Origin of the sequence: Gordonia pseudamarae (genome assembly GCF_025273675.1) — a bacterium.
Taxonomy (GTDB): Bacteria; Actinomycetota; Actinomycetes; order Mycobacteriales; family Mycobacteriaceae; genus Gordonia; species Gordonia pseudamarae.
On the sequence record NZ_CP045809.1, the window covers coordinates 2,823,632 to 2,843,467 of the forward strand.

General features: G+C 64.3%; 12 protein-coding genes and 3 rRNA genes. All 15 read right to left on the bottom strand.

The window, feature by feature from the left end; translation table 11 throughout:
• Positions 1 to 155 precede the first annotated feature (155 nt).
• On the bottom strand, positions 156 to 1,085 hold the full coding sequence (gene xerD, locus GII31_RS12480) for a site-specific tyrosine recombinase XerD (RefSeq protein WP_213243481.1): 930 nt from the start codon (positions 1,083 to 1,085) through the stop codon (positions 156 to 158).
• A gap of 5 nt (positions 1,086 to 1,090) precedes the next feature.
• On the bottom strand, positions 1,091 to 1,729 hold the full coding sequence (locus GII31_RS12485; RefSeq protein ID WP_213243483.1) for an NUDIX domain-containing protein: 639 nt from the start codon (positions 1,727 to 1,729) through the stop codon (positions 1,091 to 1,093).
• Complete coding sequence (locus GII31_RS12490; RefSeq protein ID WP_213243485.1) at positions 1,726 to 3,489, bottom strand: CTP synthase; 1,764 nt, start codon at positions 3,487 to 3,489, stop codon at positions 1,726 to 1,728. Before GII31_RS12490 ends, GII31_RS12485 begins: the two co-directional genes overlap by 4 nt.
• A 143-nt stretch (positions 3,490 to 3,632) precedes the next feature.
• Positions 3,633 to 4,556 (bottom strand): copper transporter, encoded by a 924-nt coding sequence (locus GII31_RS12495; protein ID WP_213243488.1) that lies wholly within the window; start codon positions 4,554 to 4,556, stop codon positions 3,633 to 3,635.
• A gap of 3 nt (positions 4,557 to 4,559) precedes the next feature.
• Positions 4,560 to 5,762, bottom strand: coding sequence for a putative cytokinetic ring protein SteA (gene steA / locus GII31_RS12500; protein ID WP_260840505.1), 1,203 nt, complete (start codon positions 5,760 to 5,762; stop codon positions 4,560 to 4,562).
• 118 nt (positions 5,763 to 5,880) lie between these two features.
• Positions 5,881 to 7,671, bottom strand: a complete 1,791-nt coding sequence (gene recN, locus GII31_RS12505) for a DNA repair protein RecN (protein ID WP_213243490.1) — start codon at positions 7,669 to 7,671, stop codon at positions 5,881 to 5,883.
• A gap of 2 nt (positions 7,672 to 7,673) precedes the next feature.
• Entirely contained in the window at positions 7,674 to 8,684 is a 1,011-nt protein-coding gene (locus GII31_RS12510; RefSeq protein ID WP_246221849.1) for an NAD kinase, read from the bottom strand.
• Positions 8,685 to 8,854: 170 nt separating this feature from the next.
• Complete coding sequence (locus GII31_RS12515) at positions 8,855 to 9,802, bottom strand: TlyA family RNA methyltransferase (RefSeq protein ID WP_260839962.1); 948 nt, start codon at positions 9,800 to 9,802, stop codon at positions 8,855 to 8,857.
• A gap of 62 nt (positions 9,803 to 9,864) precedes the next feature.
• Positions 9,865 to 10,056, bottom strand: coding sequence for a hypothetical protein (locus GII31_RS12520; protein WP_213243496.1), 192 nt, complete (start codon positions 10,054 to 10,056; stop codon positions 9,865 to 9,867).
• A 12-nt stretch (positions 10,057 to 10,068) separates the two neighbouring features.
• The gene (locus GII31_RS12525) at positions 10,069 to 12,234 is read right to left on the bottom strand and encodes an HAD-IIA family hydrolase (RefSeq protein ID WP_260839963.1); all 2,166 of its coding nucleotides are present in this window, start codon (positions 12,232 to 12,234) and stop codon (positions 10,069 to 10,071) included.
• 135 nt (positions 12,235 to 12,369) lie between these two features.
• Positions 12,370 to 12,486, bottom strand: a 5S ribosomal RNA gene (gene rrf, locus GII31_RS12530).
• 107 nt (positions 12,487 to 12,593) lie between these two features.
• Positions 12,594 to 15,756 (bottom strand): 23S ribosomal RNA (locus GII31_RS12535).
• Between the two features lie 476 nt (positions 15,757 to 16,232).
• Positions 16,233 to 17,754 (bottom strand): 16S ribosomal RNA (locus GII31_RS12540).
• The 16S, 23S and 5S rRNA genes sit together here, the layout of an rRNA operon.
• 453 nt (positions 17,755 to 18,207) lie before the next feature.
• On the bottom strand, positions 18,208 to 19,464 hold the full coding sequence (gene tyrS / locus GII31_RS12545) for a tyrosine--tRNA ligase (protein ID WP_213250278.1): 1,257 nt from the start codon (positions 19,462 to 19,464) through the stop codon (positions 18,208 to 18,210).
• A gap of 142 nt (positions 19,465 to 19,606) precedes the next feature.
• Entirely contained in the window at positions 19,607 to 19,825 is a 219-nt protein-coding gene (locus tag GII31_RS12550) for a Trm112 family protein (RefSeq protein ID WP_213243500.1), read from the bottom strand.
• Positions 19,826 to 19,836: the final 11 nt, after the last annotated feature.

A 19,836-nucleotide genomic window follows, 5' to 3' on the forward strand; every position in this document is an offset into this window, starting at 1 on the left:
CGTCCCCCGCGCTCCCTTCGTCGGTTGGGTCGGCATGGCTCGGGTCGGCATGGCGCGACATGAAGTACTTGGTAGCTCCGATTGTCCAGCCTAATAGGTTCACGACGACTGATCTTCACGTATCGCCGACAATCGCCGCGAACGACTCTCGCGAATCATCGGGCACGCGGATGTGCTGTCGCGTACACCTCACGCATCGTGTTCACCGTCACCAGTGTGTACACCTGCGTGGTGGTGACCGAGGCGTGCCCGAGTAGTTCCTGAACCACACGTACATCGGCACCGCCGTCGAGAAGATGTGTGGCGAAGCTGTGCCGCAGTGTGTGCGGCGACACGGTTTCGCCGATCCCCGCCCGTTCCGCGGCCGATACCAGCACCTGCCAAGCACTCTGCCGCGACAACCGGCCCCCTCGGGCGTTGAGAAACACGCCCGGACCCACGCCGCCGCGCCCGGCGATCGCCAGCGCCGGACGCCCCCGCACCAGGTACGCCTCGAGTGCCTCGACCGCCGGACCGCCGATCGGGACGATCCGTTCCTTGCCGCCCTTGCCGCGCAGCCGGACCGCACGCGAATCGGTGTCGAGGTCGTCGACGTCGAGACCGATCGCCTCCGATATCCGCGCGCCGCAGCTGTACAACAACTCCAGCAGCGCACGGTCACGCAGCGACCGCGGGGTGCCGTCGGTTCCGACGGCCTCCAGGATCGCCGCGACCTGATCGATCGGCAACGACCTCGGCAGCCGTCTGGCGGTGCGGGGCGGGGACACCTCGTGGGCCACATCCACATCGACCCAACCCTCGGCGACCGCGAACCTGTGCAGACCGCGAACGGCCACCAGGGTGCGTGCGATGGAACTGTCGGCCAGTGGCACCACTCCACGTTCGGCGTCGCCGCGGCGAAGGTCGACGAGGAACTCGCGGACATCGCCGCCGGTGACGTCCGCGAGCCGGTCGGTCCGCCGGCCGGCGAGGTAGTCGGCATAGCGCTGCAGATCTCGCCGGTACGAGCTGACCGTGTTGGCCGCCGCGCCCCGCTCTACCGTCAGGTGATCGAGGTAGCGGCCGATATCGTCGGACAGGCTCATGACTGTCAGGGGTGGTCTGCTTTGCGGGATTGCAGCGCGGTGGGCTGATCGGTCCAGGCCGCCGATGTACCGCGCAGGGCCGCGCCGCCGGTGACCGCCGCCGATGCCGCGAGAATCCCCGCCACCGCGGTCGCGTTGACGATGTCCCCGGCCAGCACCCGAGCCACGGCGTCGTCGAGGGCAACCCATTCCACTGCCATGTCGGCCTCTTCGTCGCGACGCTCGGCCGGGCTCAGCGCGTGCAGCGACCGCGCCAGATACACCCGCAACGCCTCGTCGGTGAATCCCGGCGACAGCACCAGATCGGTGAGAACCTGCCACGAATCGGCGGCCAGGTCCACCTCTTCGGCGAGTTCACGTTGCGCCGCCGTCAGCGGGTCCTCGGCCGGACCGCCGTCGAGCAGCCCGGCGGGCAGTTCGAGCAGCCGACGGCCGACCGGGTGACGGTACTGGCGCACCATCGCCATCCGGCCGCGGTCATCGAGAGCCACCACGGCGACGGCACCGTGATGCTCGACGACCTCGCGTTCGGCGATGCGCCCACCCGGCATCTCGACCTGATCGACCCGCAGGGCGAGGATCGCACCGGAGTAGACGGTGCGCTGCCCGCGCACCGCGAAATCATGCGATCCCGGCTCGGTCATCCCTGTGTGTCCTCGCTACCGCCGGCGGCGTCGGTGCCGGCCTGTTCGGCCCGCTCCGGCTCACCCGCGTCGTAGTCCCCCAAGTCGACGGGAAGTCGCTCGGCCGCTTTGTATTTCAGCGCCGCCTCGATCAGCGACCGGAACAGCGGATGCGGACGCGTCGGCCGGCTCTTGAGTTCGGGGTGCGCCTGGGTGGCCACCAGGAACGGATGCTGCGCTCGCGGATACTCCACGAACTCCACCAGGTGGCCGTCGGGTGAGGTGCCCGAGAACACCAGCCCCGACTGCGCGATCTTGTCGCGGTAGGCGTTGTTGACCTCGAATCGATGCCGGTGCCGTTCGGTGACCTCGAGCGCACCGTAGGATTCGGCGGTGATCGAACCGCGGACAAGCTTCGCCGGGTACGAGCCGAGCCGCATGGTGCCGCCCAGGTCGGCCTCACCGGCCACGATCTGTTCCTGGTCGGCCATCGTCGAGATCACCGGATACTTTGTGTCGGGGTCGAATTCGGTGGAACTGGCCTCATCGAGCCCCACCGAGCGCGCCGCCTCGATCACCACGCATTGCAACCCCAAACACAGTCCGAGCAGCGGGACACCCCGGCGGCGGCTGTACTCGATCGTACCGAGTTTGCCCTCGATGCCCCTGATCCCGAAACCACCCGGCACCAGGATCCCGTCGACATCGCCGAGTGCGGCCTGCGCACCTTCAGCGGTCGCGCACTCGTCCGACGGCACCCACTTGATTTCCGTCTTGGCCCGGCAGGCGAACCCGCCCGCGCGGATCGCCTCCGTCACCGACAGATAGGCGTCGGGCAGGTCGACGTACTTGCCGACGAGCGCGATCCGGACGGTTTCGCGCGGTTCATGCACCCGCTTGAGCAACTCGCCCCACACCGTCCAGTCGACGTCGCGGAACGGCAGATCGAGTTTGCGCACCACGTAGGCATCGAGCCCTTCGGCGTGCAGCACCTTCGGGATGTCGTAGATCGACGGCGCGTCGGGAGTGGAGATGCAGCCCTCCACGTCCACGTCGCACATCAGCGCGATCTTCGCCTTGAGTCCCTCGGGAACGTCACGGTCACAGCGCAGGATGAGCGCATCGGGCTGAATGCCCACGTTGCGCAGCGCGGCCACCGAGTGCTGGGTTGGTTTGGTCTTGAGCTCACCCGACGGCGCGAGGTACGGGACGAGCGAGACGTGCAGGAAGAACACGTTGTCGCGGCCCACGTCGTGCCGGATCTGCCGGGCGGCCTCGATGAAGGGCAACGACTCGATGTCGCCGACGGTTCCACCGATCTCGGTGATCACCACGTCGGGAACATCGCCGTTCTCGTCGGGTGCCCGCATCGCCAGGACCCGGGACTTGAGTTCGTCGGTGATGTGCGGGATCACCTGCACGGTCTCACCGAGATACTCGCCGCGCCGTTCCTTGGCGATGACGGTCGAATACACCTGCCCGGTGGTCACATTCGCCGACTGGGACAGGTTTCGGTCGAGGAACCGCTCGTAGTGACCGACGTCGAGGTCGGTCTCGGCGCCGTCCTCGGTGACGAAGACCTCGCCGTGCTGGAAGGGGTTCATCGTGCCGGGGTCGACATTCAGGTACGGGTCCAGCTTCTGCATCGTCACCCGCAGACCGCGGGCGGTCAGCAGTTGGCCGAGGCTGGAAGCGGTGAGTCCCTTACCGAGCGATGAGGCGACACCACCCGTCACAAAGATATGTTTGGTGCCCGCGTGCACGTGGCGCAGTGGTCGCAATGCGTCTCCCGTCAGGATGAATCAGGCTCGAAACCTGCTTACCTACGGGACTTCACAGTAGCACCAGTGCGGGCCCACGTATTCCGGTCGGTACCCGCGGAGCACCCGGAGGCAATGCGCGGCCGGTCCCCCTGCGCGGCCGGTCACTGCCGCACCCCGACGGTGACGGCCACCGCGCCGGGGCCGATGCCGTAGGCGCCGGTGCGCGCCTGGCCCTCCTCGGCGAGCGCGAGCACAGTGGTGATCTTTCCGGTGGGCACATCGGCGTTGTCGACGGTGGAGATCGCATTGCGCAGCGCCGGATCCGAACGCACGACCGCGATCGGCGATCCACCGGTCGCGGACCCGGTGCGGCCGACGAGTGCGCCGCCCTGACCGCGCGCGGCCATCGCCGCGGCGAGCCTGCCGACAAGTTGTCCCCGCGCTCCCGAATCTTTGCCGTACGCGCCGCCGGTGATCACCAGCACCAGGTCGGCGGGTGTGATCGCGTTGTCGACATAGCCGATGAACCCGGCTTCGCGAAGGGCCTGCAGCCCAATACGCGAATCGTTGACCGAGACCGCCCGCGACTGGTCCGAGTGCAGGGTCAGGGTGCCCAGCAGATCACCGACCCTGGACCCCGAGTCGACGAAGTCGGCGCGCAACTGGGCTCCCGCCGGAATCGTCTGGTCGACGATGGTGCGCAGTTTGGCCGACTCGGTGTCGCCGACCAGACGGTCGGAGATCTGGATCTGACCGGCGAACGTGGCGCCGGCATCGGCGACCGATTCCTTGAGAGTGTCGACATCGGAATCGACCACGCCGGGGACCGTCACCACCAGTACCGACCGCCGTTCGAGCGTGCCGTCGATCAGCCTGGGCGCCATCGCCTGGTCGAAACTGTCGGCCGAGTTGAGCTTCTCGTTCAGCTGGTCGCGTTCGTCCTCCAGGTCGCCGATGCGGTCACGGGTGGTGCCGGTCAACGAGTTGACGCGATCACCGACGAATCCCGAGCCGAGGAACAGGCCCAGGGCCAGGGCGAGGAACACCGCGACCAGGGATATCGCGTGCTGACGCAATGAGATCATGCGCTAACGGTTCCAGACTCCCCGCGCCCACTCGACCAGCTGATCCCACTGTGTGACGGTCCAGTCCCAGAACTCGCCGCCGGTGCTGGACAGCACGATCGCGGCGATGATGGCGATGAGCGCGGCCAGCACCACGAAGGCGATCGCCGTTCCCGTCACCCGGCTGCGGTACAGCGTGGCGACGGCCTTGGCGTCGACCAGCTTGGCCCCGACCTTCATCCGGGTCAGGAACATCGACGGATTGCTCTCCCTGCGCGACCGGTCGAAGAAGTCGTCGAGATCACCGCCGCAGCCCGCGGTGACGATCAGATCAGCGCCGTGGTGATCGGCGAGCAGGAGCGCGAGGTCGGCCCCCGAACCGACGGCCGGGAACGTGGTCGCGCCGATCCCGAGGTCCTGGATACGTTCCAGGCCCGGTGCATGGCCGTCGGTGTCGGCCGGAAGCACCAGCTGTGCACCGGATTTGAGGGTCTGGGTCTTGAGGTCGTCGGGGTCGGCGACGATGACCGCCGGCGAGTAGCCCGCCTTCACCAGCGTGTCGGCACCGGCCCCCACACCGATGAGTACCGGCTGATACTCCTTGATGAACGGTTTGAGCGAACGCAGATCCGCGGCGTGGTCGAGGCCGTCGGCGACGATCACCACATGGCGACCCGCCAGGTCCACGTCGAGGTCGGGAACCCCCACGCCGTCGATGAGCAGCGGCGACTCACTGCGAATGAACTCGATGGTGTTGCCGGAGAATGCCTCCAGGTGATCGACCATGCCCAGCTTGGCGTCGATCATCATGTCGGCGATCTCGGTCTCGTCGAGCTGGGTGCCGTGTGCCAGGCGCTTGTCACCGATGTACAGGTGGTCGTCGTCGATGTACAGGTGGTCGTCGTCGACACGCAGTTTGGCGCCGTCCTTGACCCGCTTGAACACCTCCGGTCCGGTGTTGTCGAGCAGGACGATGCCCGAGGCCACCAGTACCTCGGGCCCCAGGTTGGGGTAGCGGCCGCTGATGGATTCGGAGGCGTTGACCACGGCGACGACACCGGCCGCGACCAGCCGGTCGGCGGTGGCCCGGTCGAGATCGACCTCGTCGAGGATGGCGATGTCGCCGGGGCCGACGCGGCCGAGGAGCCGCCGGGTATTCGTATCGATCCTGGCGATTCCGATCACACCAGGAAGAGCTTCGGTCGAACGCGTGAGCAGAGCAGGCATCTTCATGTGGGCAATGATTGCCCCGCATGACGCATCCGACGTGGAGGCGCGCCGCAACTTTTGCAACTTTTGTCACATCAACACCATCTGTTGCGGCCTCGCCCACACTCGGGGGCCACTACCCGGCGCGTTCGCGACCGTCCTGCGCCCCGGTGCCGCGTTCGGACTCCGCGGTGGCCAGCAACTCCTCGGCATGTGCCCGGCCGGTGTCGGAATCACCGAGCCCGGCGAGCATCCGGGCCAGCTCCGCCACCCGCTGCGACCGGTCCAGAGTGCGCACCGTACTGGTCACCTTGCCGGAGGCGCCATTCTTGCCGGATCCGGTGGAACGGACCTGCTTACCGATCACGACATGGTTGTCGGCGAAGGCCGCCACCTGCGGCAGATGGGTCACCACGATCACCTGGTGGGCGCGGGCCAGCCGCGAGAGCCTGCGCCCGATCTCCACCGCGGCCGCACCGCCGACCCCGGCGTCGACCTCGTCGAACACCATGATCGATCCGCTGGTCGGCTCGGCCAGCACCACCTCGAGCGCCAGCATCACCCGCGACAACTCACCACCCGACGCCGACCTGGCGATCGGCAGGGGCTGGGCGTCCCGGTGGGCCACCAGCGAGAACTCGACACGGTCGGTGCCGCTGGGCCCCGCGTGCAGCATCCGGCCCCCGCAGTCGATCGCCAGCCGGTCCTCGGCCGACGCCGGATCGCCGGTCACCGCCACCGTGATGATCGACTCGCCCATCGCCAGCCCGGCGAGTTCACGCGAGACCTTCTTGCCCATCGAATCGGCGGCCTTCAGCCGAATCGCCGTGAGCTTGCCGGCCGCCTGTGCCAGTGTGTCCGTGGCACCGGCCAGCGCGGCCTCGAGTTCTTCGACCGAACCCGCCGGATCCTCGATCTCGGCCAGTCTTGCCCGCGCGTCATCGCGCCAGGCGATCACACCGTCGATGTCCGGCGCGTACTTACGCACCAGTGCCTTCAGTTCGGCCTGGCGGGTGAGCAAGTGGTCGAGCGATTCGGCATCGGTCGGCAGATCCGACAGAAATCCGGTCAGCTCGCCACCCACATCGGTGACCACGGTCAGTGCCTCCGCGACCCGCGGCAGCAGGCCACGCAGAGTGTCGTCGGAGGACGACTCCAGCAGCGAGCGCACCTGCCCGAGGCCGTCGATCACCGACTGCCCCTCGGCGGCCACGATGCCGTGCGCGGTGGCCGCGGTGGTGCGGATCATCTCCAGGTCGGTCAGTCGCCGGATCGTCGCGGTGAGCTCCATGTCCTCCCCCGGCGACGGACCGACCGCATCGATCTCCCCGACACCGAACAGCAGCCGGTCCGCTTCCTGGGCGAGTTCACGCGCACTGTTGCGCCGGCGTTCGAGTTCGTCAAGGATTCCCGTCCAGCGTTCCCGCGCCGCACGGTAGGCTGCCAGCGCCTTGACCGCCGGCGCGCCCGCGAATGTGTCGAGGGCGCTGCGCTGGTGTTCGGGTTTGAGCAGCCGCAGCTGATCGTTCTGGCCGTGGATGGTCAGCAGACTCGTGGTGACCTGCCCCAGCACGCCCACCGGTACCGACCGGCCCCCCACATGGGCCCGCGAACGGCCGTCGGCCGTGACGGTGCGCACCGCGATCACCGAGTCGTCGTCATCGACCTCACCGCCCGCCGAGGACACCAGTTCCACGATCTCGCCGGCACCGGACGGCAACCGGAACCGTCCCTCGACGATCGCCTTGGCGCTGCCGGTGCGCACCCGGCCCGCGTCGGCCCGGGCGCCGGACAACAGGTGCAGACTGGTCACGATCATCGTCTTGCCCGCGCCCGTCTCGCCCGTCAGCACCGTGAAACCCGGATGCAGCCGGGCCGAGGCGCGTTCGATGACGCCGAGACCTTCGATGGTCAGCTCTTCGAGCATGCTTATCTTTGCCTCCCCCGCCAGCCCTCGACCGGGAGTTTGAACTTGGTCACCAACCGATCGGCGAACGGTTCGGCGTTGATTCGCACCCACTTCAGCGCCCGTGAACTGCGCACGATCTCGATCCGGGCGCCCGGCGGTACCTGGAACTGCCGGCGGCCGTCGCACAGCACGATCGCCGAACGGCCCGCCTTGTCGATCTCGAAGGCGATCCGTGAGCGCGGACTGGTCACCATCGGCCTGGCGAACAGGGCGTGCGCATTGTTCGGCACCACCAGGATCGCCTCCAGATCCGGCCACATCACCGGGCCGCCCGCGGAGAAGGCGTACGCGGTGGAGCCCGTCGGCGTGGACACCAGCACACCGTCGGCACCGAACGCCGACACCGGGCGGCCGTCGACCTCGGTCACCAATTCCAGAACACCGTGGTTGGTGCGATTCTGCAGCGCGACCTCGTTGAGCGCCCAGCTCTGCCCCAGAACCCGCTCCGGGCCGGCCGGATCGGAAAGCGTGACGTCCAGGGTCATCCGGTCTTCCACCCGGTAGTCACGGTTGACCAGCCGGACCATCACCTCGTCGATGCTGTTGGCCTCGGCCTCGGCCAGGAACCCGATGCGCCCCAGATTGATGCCCAGGACCGGAACGTCGGCGGCGTACGCCAATTCCGCGGCACGCAGGAAGGTGCCGTCCCCGCCGAGCACGATCACCACCTCGCAGCCCTCCGCCGAGCCCTGATCGCCGCTGGTCACCTCCACGTCGGCGCCGAGGTCACGCAGATCGGCCGGGTCCACCGGATAGCTTTCGGGCAGTTCGGGCCCGAGTTCGACGACGCCCGTCGGAAAGTCGACACCCGGCACGAAGCTGCGGGTCTCGTGGTCGATCACCCGCAGCGTCACTCCGGCCGCGGCACAATGCCGGGCGATGGCGGCGGTGGTTTCGGTGACGATCGCGCGCCCCGTATGCGCGACCACCAGGAATTCCCGATGAGTGCCACCGGACCTGTCACCGTCCACTGTTGTCCTTCCGTTCGCCATGATGCACGGCCGTGTCGGTGACGCGTCCGGGCGGGACGCTCCGCCGGTGCGGCCGTGCTCGTCTGTACTCCGTGCCCGCCGGCACCACATGCTCATCGACATCTCACGCTCGTCGACAACCTCACGCTCGCTGACAGGCCGGTACGTGATCAGCGAGGCCCGGCCTCGACCGCGGCCACGATCATCGCCATGATCTCAGGATCGACCCGCATCTCGCGCGCCGAAGCACTCCGGTCTCCGACCCTATCGGCCGACGACGACATGTCGCCGGTGCGGGTTGCCTCCCTTGGAGTGGGCAGCGCGATGTCGGACTCGGGCAGCGCGATGTCGGGCTTGTGCAGCGCGATGTCGGGCTTGTGCAACCAGATGAAGTACTCCACGTTGCCGGCGGGGCCGGGCAGCGGACTGGCGACCACGCCGCGGGTACGTAACCCCAGGGCCGCGGCATCGCGTGCCACCTCGGCGACGGCCTCGATGCGCAACGCGGGATCTCGCACGACACCGCCCGCGCCGACGCGGTCCTTCCCGACCTGAAACTGCGGCTTGACCATCGGCAGCAGGTCGCCGCCCGGCTCGACACAGTCGGCGAGCGCAGGCAGAACCAGCGACAACGAGATGAAAGACAGATCCGCCACCACCAGTTCGACCCGGCCGCCGATCTGGTCGGGTGTCAGGGCCCGCACGTTCGTCCTGTCGTGCACGTCGACGCGTTCGTCGTTCTGCAGACGCCAGATCAGCTGTCCGTAGCCGACGTCGACCGCGACGACCTCGCGGGCCTCGCGCCGCAGCAGCACGTCGGTGAAGCCACCCGTGGAGGCTCCGGCGTCGAGACAGCGACGCCCCGCGACCGTCAAGCCATCCGGGGTGTACGCATCCAGAGCACCGATCAGTTTGTGCGCCCCACGCGAGGCCCAGTCGTCCGACGGTGCGTCGACGACGACGATCGGGGTGTCGCGGGCGACATTGGTGGCGGGTTTGGCGGCCACCACGCCATTGACCTTGACCGTTCCGGCCGCTATGAACTCGCGCGCCTGCTCACGCGAACGCGCGAGCCCGCGGCGGACCAGTTCGGCGTCGAGCCGGGCGCGGGCGGCCATTCAGACCCACCTCGCCGGACGTGGTACGCGGCACCCCGATCGGTTCATCGACCCTGCTCGGTTCATCGACGCTCGACGCCTTCGAGCGCCTCGGTCAGTTCTTCATGGGCGCGTTCGAGCAGCGCGCCCTGCCGGGCCAGCCCCACCAGGTCGAACGCCTCGCCGCCGGTCTGCTGCAAGGAATCCACCTGGTTGAGCAGGTCGCGCACCCGGTCCACGACCGGGTGCTCGGAATGTTCGGTGAAGTCGCTCATCGTCGGTTCTCGTTAACCCACCACGCCGAAACCGAGTCGGTGGAGCATCTCGCTCGCCGTGCCGTCGGCCCCGGAGACCGTGAGCTCCTCGTGGTCAATGCTCTCGCCGGACGCCCATACGGCCGCCGCCAGGCTCGGCAGCAGACTTTCCACCGGTCCGCCCGCCGAGACGACGGTTACCGCATGGCCGTCGATCCGGATCTGCCAGCCCTCGTGTGCGACGATCCGCACCAGGTCGACCGGCAGGTACAGTCCGCGCAGGTCGGCAACCACATATGTGGGGCGCTGCTCGGGCGGCGCGGCCAGCAGGTCACGGGCCGTGCTGACGCCGGTCAGCACGAGCACGCTGTCGAGCCCGACGGTGTGCGCACCCTCGATGTCCGTGTCCAGTCGGTCGCCGACGACCAGCGGATTATTGACACCGCTGCGCCGGATCGCATCGATCATCAGCGGCGCCGCCGGTTTACCGGCCACCAGCGGAGTCTTGCCGGTGGCATTGGCCACCGCCGCGACCAGCGATCCGTTGCCGACGAGCAGGCCCCGTTCCGACGGCAACGTGGCGTCGATGTTGGTGGCCACCCACAGCGCACCGGCGCGAATGGCCAGCGCCGCCTCCGACAGTTCGGCCCAGCCGATGTGGGCGGAATAGCCCTGGATCACCGCGTCCGGCTTGTCGTCGGCACTCCGCGCCACGCCGATCCCCACTTCGCGCACTTCTTGCGCCAGGCCGTCCGACCCGATGACCAGTGCCCGCGAGCCCGGCTCCAGATGCTCGGCGAGCAGCTGCGCACCGCTCTGCGCGCTGGTGACCACCTGCTCGGGTCCGGCCTCGAAGCCGAGCTCGTTCAGATGCTCGGCGACCTCTGCCGGACGGCGACTGGCGTTGTTGGTGACGAAGAGCTGCGGAATCTCGGCACGCGCCAAGGTCTCACGGGCACCGACGATGGGCGCGTGACCACCGAACACGGTTCCGTCCAGATCCAGCAGCAGCGCGTCGTACGAGGCCATCACCGTTTCCGGCGCGGGCTCACCGCTCTCGGGTTCTTCCGGCGACTCGTCGCCGTCGACCTGCGCCGCTGATCCGCCGACGGGCACGACCTCGGTGTCGGCCACGACCGGTGACGACTCGGCCACCCCTGTTGTCGCCGACACCGCCGCGAGCGGGGGTTCCTCGGCTACCGGGGGGTCCGCGGCCGGAACCTCTGCAACCTGCTCCCGCACGGAGGGTCCGGCAGCGGGCGCGGCCGGGGCGACATCGCCGGCCGGGGTTTCGGGGGCCGGGTTGTGGGGAACCCGCCGGTCCGCATCGGCCGTCACAGGATCGCCGTCGGCGCCGTCGTCCGCCGCACTACTGCCATCGACGCCCTCCTGATACCCGAGATCGGGGTCGAAGTCGGGGTCGGCGAGTTCGACCAGACGCATCTCGGCGTCGGTCACGTCATCGACATCGGCCGCCGAGGCATTCATGAACCAGGTGACCGCGTCGTCCCGGCGTCCGGCCGCCAGGAGTGCCGAAGCGTACGCGTAGAACAGTCGGGCAGGCCCGGTTCCGGCCTGTCCGACCGACAGATTCTCCAGCTGCAGCGTCACCAGAGCCTTCTCCGGTTCACCCAGGTCCATTCGTGCACCGGCTTCGACGATCCGCATCTCGGTCGCCTCCTCACCCGTCAGCGACCGGCCTTCCTCGCTCCGGGCGATCTCAATCGCACGATCAGCTCGACCGAGACCTCGTTCGGCGTCCGCGATGAGCGGCAGCAGTGCCGAATTTCCGGTGATCCGCTTGGCGGTCCGCAGTTCGGAGACCGCTTCCTGCCATTCCCCGGCGTTGTATGCCGCGATACCTGCGGTCTCGCGGACGAGTCCGACCCGGCCTCCGCGCCGACGCGCCGCTCTGGCGTGTTCGAGGGCGAGCACCGGGGCCTCTTCGAGCAGTCGCGTCACCATCACCAGATGTCGGGCGACGCTTTCCGCGTTCGCTTTGTCGAGCGAGAGCAGATCCTGACGTACGGACGCGTCGAGATCACTCGCCGCCACGTCATCGGGTAGCGCCGGCTCGTCGGGTCGTTCGGTGTGGGCTGCGGGACGCTTGGTTCCACCTCGCGAATCTCGACCCCGGGTGTCTCGGCCTCGCGAACTACGACCTCGATCGTCACGACGTTGGGGCTTGCGGTCACTCATGGTTGATAATCTATGCTCTCTCAACGTCAGCTCCACCGGAGGGGGCACCCACTCCGGTGGGGGACGGTGTGCTCGGGTCAGGACACATGCATTGAGGCCCCAACACGAGTGTGTTGGGGCCTCAATGGGGTGTGATTGCGGCGGTGTCCTACTCTCCCACACTGGTTAGGGTGCAGTACCATCGGCGCTGGTGGGCTTAGCTTCCGGGTTCGGAATGGGTCCGGGCGTTTCCCCACCGCTATAGCCGCCGCAAAATTTGTGAAATTGTCACACACACACTTGTGTGTGTTGTGTGTTGTTTCAGAGGTGCATAGTGGATGCGTTACATGGTCATTATGGCCCACACTGTGTGTGGGTGTTGTTGTAAGTCCTCGGCCGATTAGTACCAGTCACCTGAACACATTACTGTGCTTACAGTTCTGGCCTATCAACCCCATGGTCTGTGGGGGGCCTTAACCCCTCTAAGGGGGTGAGAAACCTCATCTTGGAACAGGCTTCCCGCTTAGATGCTTTCAGCGGTTATCCCTTCCGAACGTAGCTAACCAGCAGTGCTCCTGGCGGAACAACTGGCACACCAGAGGTTCGTCCGTCCCGGTCCTCTCGTACTAGGGACAGGTTTCCTCAAGTTTCTAACGCGCGCGGCGGATAGAGACCGAACTGTCTCACGACGTTCTAAACCCAGCTCGCGTGCCGCTTTAATGGGCGAACAGCCCAACCCTTGGGACCTACTCCAGCCCCAGGATGCGACGAGCCGACATCGAGGTGCCAAACCATCCCGTCGATATGGACTCTTGGGGAAGATCAGCCTGTTATCCCCGGGGTACCTTTTATCCGTTGAGCGACACCACTTCCACTCGTAGGTGCCGGATCACTAGTCCCGACTTTCGTCCCTGCTCGACATGTACGTCTCACAGTCAAGCTCCCTTGTGCACTTACACTCAACACCTGATTGCCAACCAGGCTGAGGGAACCTTTGGGCGCCTCCGTTACATTTTGGGAGGCAACCGCCCCAGTTAAACTACCCACCAGGCACTGTCCCTGAACCCGATCAGGGTCCGAGGTTAGAAGTCCAATACGATCAGAGTGGTATTTCAACAACGACTCCACGACCACTGGCGTGACCGCTTCACAGTCTCCCACCTATCCTACACAAACCGAACCGAACACCAATACCAAGCTATAGTGAAGGTCCCGGGGTCTTTTCGTCCTGCCGCGCGTAACGAGCATCTTTACTCGTACTGCAATTTCGCCGAGTCTGTGGTTGAGACAGCAGAGAAGTCGTTACGCCATTCGTGCAGGTCGGAACTTACCCGACAAGGAATTTCGCTACCTTAGGATGGTTATAGTTACCACCGCCGTTTACTGGGGCTTAAATTCTCAGCTTCGCACCCACAAGGGGCACTAACCGGTCCTCTTAACCTTCCAGCACCGGGCAGGCGTCAGTCCGTATACATCGTCTTACGACTTCGCACGGACCTGTGTTTTTAATAAACAGTCGCTTCTCTCTGGTCTCTGCGACCACCACCAGCTCCCACCGAACAGTGTTCACCAGCAGTGGTCCCCCTTCTCCCGAAGTTACGGGGGTATTTTGCCGAGTTCCTTAACCACAGTTCACTCGATCGCCTTAGTATTCTCTACCTGACCACCTGTGTTGGTTTGGGGTACGGGCCATGTACCAACTCACTAGAGGCTTTTCTCGGCAGCATAGGATCATGGAATTCGCCTCACCGGCTACGCATCACCTCTCAGGCACACAAGACACGGATTTGCCTATGTCTCGCCCTACAGGCTTACACCAGTACAACCACTCACTGGCCCCACTACCTTCCTGCGTCACCCCATCGCTTAACTACTACAACCAAGGTCGTGCGCAGCACCCGCCAGCCACCCGAAGGCGGTCTCTTGGGATTTGGGCACTTAGTACAATTGCCTCGCTATTGGGCGCGGATACACGGGTACGGGAATATCAACCCGTTGTCCATCGACTACGCCTGTCGGCCTCGCCTTAGGTCCCGACTCACCCTGGGCGGATTAACCTGCCCCAGGAACCCTTGGTCATCCGGCGGACAAGTTTCTCACTTGTCTTTCGCTACTCATGCCTGCATTCTCACTCCCACACCCTCCACACCTGGATCACTCCGGCGCTTCCACGGATGCAGGACGCTCCCCTACCCACCCACACCACTACACACACCCCCGCAAGGATGTGCCGATGACTTGTGTGAGTGCCGCGGCTTCGGCGGTGTACTTGAGCCCCGCTACATTGTCGGCGCAGGATCACTTGACCAGTGAGCTATTACGCACTCTTTCAAGGGTGGCTGCTTCTAAGCCAACCTCCTGGTTGTCTTCGCGACCCCACATCCTTTTCCACTTAGTACACGCTTAGGGGCCTTAGCCGGCGATCTGGGCTGTTTCCCTCTCGACTACGAACCTTATCGCCCGCAGTCTCACTGCCACACTCTCACTTACCGGCATTCGGAGTTTGGCTGACGTCAGTAACCTGATAGGGCCCATCGGCCATCCAGTAGCTCTACCTCCAGCAAGAAACATGTGACGCTGCACCTAAATGCATTTCGGGGAGAACCAGCTATCACGGAGTTTGATTGGCCTTTCACCCCTACCCACAGCTCATCCCCTCCATTTTCAACTGAAGTGGGTTCGGGCCTCCACAACATCTTACTGCTGCTTCACCCTGGCCATGGGTAGATCACTCCGCTTCGGGTCTAGACCCGGCGACTACAGTCACAAGACATAATGTCTCCGACATTGCGCCCTATTCAGACTCGCTTTCGCTACGGCTACCCCACACGGGTTAACCTTGCCACCGAGCACTAACTCGCAGGCTCATTCTTCAAAAGGCACGCCATCACCCACAGTCCACTCAAGAACTCACAGGCTTTGACGGATTGTAAGCGTCCGGTTTCAGGTACTATTTCACTCCCCTCCCGGGGTACTTTTCACCTTTCCCTCACGGTACTAGTCCGCTATCGGTCACCAGGAAGTATTCAGGCTTACCGGGTGGTCCCGGCAGATTCACAGCAGATTCCACGAGCCCGCTGCTACTTGGGCATCCATCACGCAAGACCACAGGCTTTCGACTACCGGACTCTCACCGTCTACGGCGGACCATTCCAGGCCACTTCACCTAACCCATGATTTTATCACTCACGCCCGGACAGGTAGATCCGGGAAGATGAACCCCACAACCCCACACACACAACCCCTACCCGGTTACACATGCGCATGGTTTAGCCTCATCCGCTTTCGCTCGCCACTACTCACGGAATCACACTTGTTTTCTCTTCCTATGGGTACTGAGATGTTTCACTTCCCCACGTTCCCTCCACACCCGCTATACATTCACGGGCGGGTAACACCACATAACTGGTGCTGAGTTTCCTCATTCGGACACCCTCGGATCACAGCTCGTTTGACAACTCCCCGAGGACTATCGCGGCCTACCACGTCCTTCATCGGCCCCTGGTGCCAAGGCATCCACCGAACGCCCTAAAACACTTACAACAACACCTACAAACACACCCCCACCACACAACCCGAAGACTGCCGGCAAAGACACGAATGTAGACGCCAAAAAAGCACTATCTCAAAAAATGAAATTGCAATATTCATACCATCAACAACAACCAACAACCCCTCACAGGGCACATCGATCATCACTGATGAGATGCTCGCATCCACTATGCACTTCTCAAACAACACACACCCACCACCAGCCACCAACTCCGGCCCCCATCACAGGAACCCTCACCACCAGCAACCCAACAGCAGGCCAAGACAACCCGCATCACTGCGTGTTCCCTCAGAACCCCGATAGTGTGCAACAACCAGCATCCCAGTCACCCAGAACACTCACCCCACCCACCACACACGTCTAGTGCACAGCCGGCATAACAGGATGTGTTTGATGTTTCACCCATGAACATGACCGCGGCACACCACATTCGGGCATGATCCACGACAGTGCCAATGCTCCTTAGAAAGGAGGTGATCCAGCCGCACCTTCCGGTACGGCTACCTTGTTACGACTTCGTCCCAATCGCCGATCCCACCTTCGACAGCTCCCTCCCACACAGGGGTTAGGCCACCGGCTTCGGGTGTTACCGACTTTCATGACGTGACGGGCGGTGTGTACAAGGCCCGGGAACGTATTCACCGCAGCGTTGCTGATCTGCGATTACTAGCGACTCCGACTTCATGGGGTCGAGTTGCAGACCCCAATCCGAACTGAGACGCGCTTTAAGGGATTCGCTCCACCTCACGGTCTCGCAGCCCTCTGTACGCGCCATTGTAGCATGTGTGAAGCCCTGGACATAAGGGGCATGATGACTTGACGTCATCCCCACCTTCCTCCGAGTTGACCCCGGCAGTCTCCTGCAAGTCCCCGGCATAACCCGCTGGCAATACAGGACAAGGGTTGCGCTCGTTGCGGGACTTAACCCAACATCTCACGACACGAGCTGACGACAGCCATGCACCACCTGTACACCAACCACAAGGGAACCGACATCTCTGCCAGCGTCTGGTGTATGTCAAACCCAGGTAAGGTTCTTCGCGTTGCATCGAATTAATCCACATGCTCCGCCGCTTGTGCGGGCCCCCGTCAATTCCTTTGAGTTTTAGCCTTGCGGCCGTACTCCCCAGGCGGGGTACTTAATGCGTTAGCTACGGCACGGATCCCGTGAAAAGGAACCCACACCTAGTACCCACCGTTTACGGCGTGGACTACCAGGGTATCTAATCCTGTTCGCTACCCACGCTTTCGCTCCTCAGCGTCAGTTACTACCCAGAGACCCGCCTTCGCCACCGGTGTTCCTCCTGATATCTGCGCATTTCACCGCTACACCAGGAATTCCAGTCTCCCCTGTAGTACTCAAGTCTGCCCGTATCGCCTGCACGCCTACAATTGAGTTGCAGAATTTCACAGACGACGCGACAAACCGCCTACGAGCTCTTTACGCCCAGTAATTCCGGACAACGCTCGCACCCTACGTATTACCGCGGCTGCTGGCACGTAGTTGGCCGGTGCTTCTTCTCCAGGTACCGTCACTCGCGCTTCGTCCCTGGTGAAAGAGGTTTACAACCCGAAGGCCGTCATCCCTCACGCGGCGTCGCTGCATCAGGCTTGCGCCCATTGTGCAATATTCCCCACTGCTGCCTCCCGTAGGAGTCTGGGCCGTGTCTCAGTCCCAGTGTGGCCGATCACCCTCTCAGGTCGGCTACCCGTCGTCGCCTTGGTAGGCCATTACCCCACCAACAAGCTGATAGGCCGCGGGCCCATCCCTGACCGCAAAAGCTTTCCACCAACCCCCATGCAAGGGCAGGTCATATCCGGTATTAGACCCAGTTTCCCAGGCTTATCCCAAAGTCAGGGGCAGATCACCCACGTGTTACTCACCCGTTCGCCACTCGAGTACCCCCGAAGGAGCCTTTCCGTTCGACTTGCATGTGTTAAGCACGCCGCCAGCGTTCGTCCTGAGCCAGGATCAAACTCTCCATGAAAAAACACTGAAACCAAACAGTTTCAACACAATTCTTCAGACCAGAGAGAAAAACCTGACCAAAAAATCCTCAAAAAAACAAACTGGCATTCAAAAAAATTTTGACTACCAAAAAAATTTGGCATCAAACAAAGTTTGTCACACACTATCGAGTTCTCAAAGAACACACACCCACCAACACCACCCCACAAAGAGGCAACCATCAGCAAGCACTGCTCACAAACACTTGGAAACCGCCACCCACTCCGGGGCAACCACTCCAGCCTAACAGACCCGATCTCCGCTTCGCAAGTCACGGTTGTTCGGTTCTGGTGATCACGTCCGGCAGGACCCGTCCGAACCTTTCGGTCTCAGACAGCCAAGCTCGCCCGGTTTCGCTTGATTCCGGGGCGGTTGCTCTCGGCGATGCTTCAACTAAGTTACACAGACGCGAACGAGAGGTCAAATCGCCTGGTCAGGAGGTAAACCGTGCGCCGGCGAAGCTCTTCTTGCCGCGACGTACCACCAGCCATCGACCGTGCAGCAGGTCCGGGTTCTGTGGTCGCCAGTCCGCGTCGACGATCTTCTGGTTGTTCACGTACGCACCGCCTTCGTCCACTGCCCGGCGCGCGGCCTTGTTGCTCTCCGACAATCCGGTGGCGACGAGCAGCTCGATGATCGTCGGACGTTCGCCGGCGAACTCGGCCACCCGGGTCTCCCCCACAGCCGCGGCGAGTGTGCCCTCGTCGAGATCGGTGAGTTCGGCGCGACCGAACAGCGCCTGGCTCGCGAGCTCGACTGCCGCCGTATGTTCGGCACCGTGGATGAGCGTGGTCATCTCGGCGGCGAGCGTCTTCTGCGCCAGACGCAGGTGCGGCGTCTGCGTGGTGGCACGCTCGAGCTCGTTGATCTCGTCGCGGCTCAGGAAGGTGAACCACCGCAGGTAGCGCACCACATCGGCGTCCGCGGTATTCACGAAGTACTGGTACCAGACGTACGGGCTGGTGAGTTCGGGATCGAGCCACAGACTTCCCCCGCCCGTGGACTTGCCGAACTTCTTCCCGTCGGCCGAGGTCACCAGCGGCACGGTGATCGCATGCGCTCCGGCCCCGTCCACGCGTCGGATCAGGTCGACGCCGCCGACGATGTTCCCCCATTGATCCGATCCACCGATCTGCAGCACGCAGCCGTACCGGCGACGCAGTTCGAGGAAGTCGTTGGACTGCAGCAGCACGTAGCTGAACTCGGTGTAGCTGATGCCGTCCGATTCCAGCCGACGACGGACGGTCTCGCGCGCGAGCATCACGTTGACGGAGAAGTGCTTGCCGAGGTCACGCAAGAAGTCGACCGCACTGAGCTGCGAGGTCCACTCCATGTTGTCCACCAGCACCGCGCTGGTGGCCGAGTCGTCGATAGTGACGAATCTGCGCAGCTGGTCACCGATGCGGCCGGCCCAGTCCGCGACCGTGTCGGCCGAGTTCATGGTCCGCTCCCCAACCTCACGCGGATCGCCGATAAGGCCGGTCGCACCGCCCGCGAGGACCACGGGACGGTGGCCCGCGAGCTGGAACCGCCGCAATGTGAGCAGCGGGACCAGGTGCCCCGCGTGCAGACTCGACGCGGTCGGGTCGAATCCGGCGTACAGCGAAATCGGTGCCGCGAGCACGGATCGAAGCTCATCGAGATCCGTCGACTGGGCGATCAGCCCGCGCCAGGTGAGCTCGTCGATGATGCTGTCGGTCCCACCGTCGAGGCCGGCCGGGGCGGGCGCGGTGGTGTTCTCGGAGGGCTGGATCTGCTCTGTCGTCACGGGTCAATCCTGCCATCCGCGCCGAAGTCACCGGACCCGATGTCCCCCGACACCGGGCTGCGGGTCATGCGGATGCGGTGAGGCGCTCGTGCTCGGCGTCGTCGGTGACCGCGCGCGCGTCGCTGACCAGCATGTCCGGGATGCCGTCGGCGTCGATCGGATAGGCGAGGCGCAGACGCGGATTGTAGAGCTCATCACCGGCATCGAGCAGTTGCCCGTGGTCCTGCGGACACACCAGTCGTTCCCGGACCACCTGCGGGATCTGCTGCGCTCGTGTACTCACCCGATTCCTCT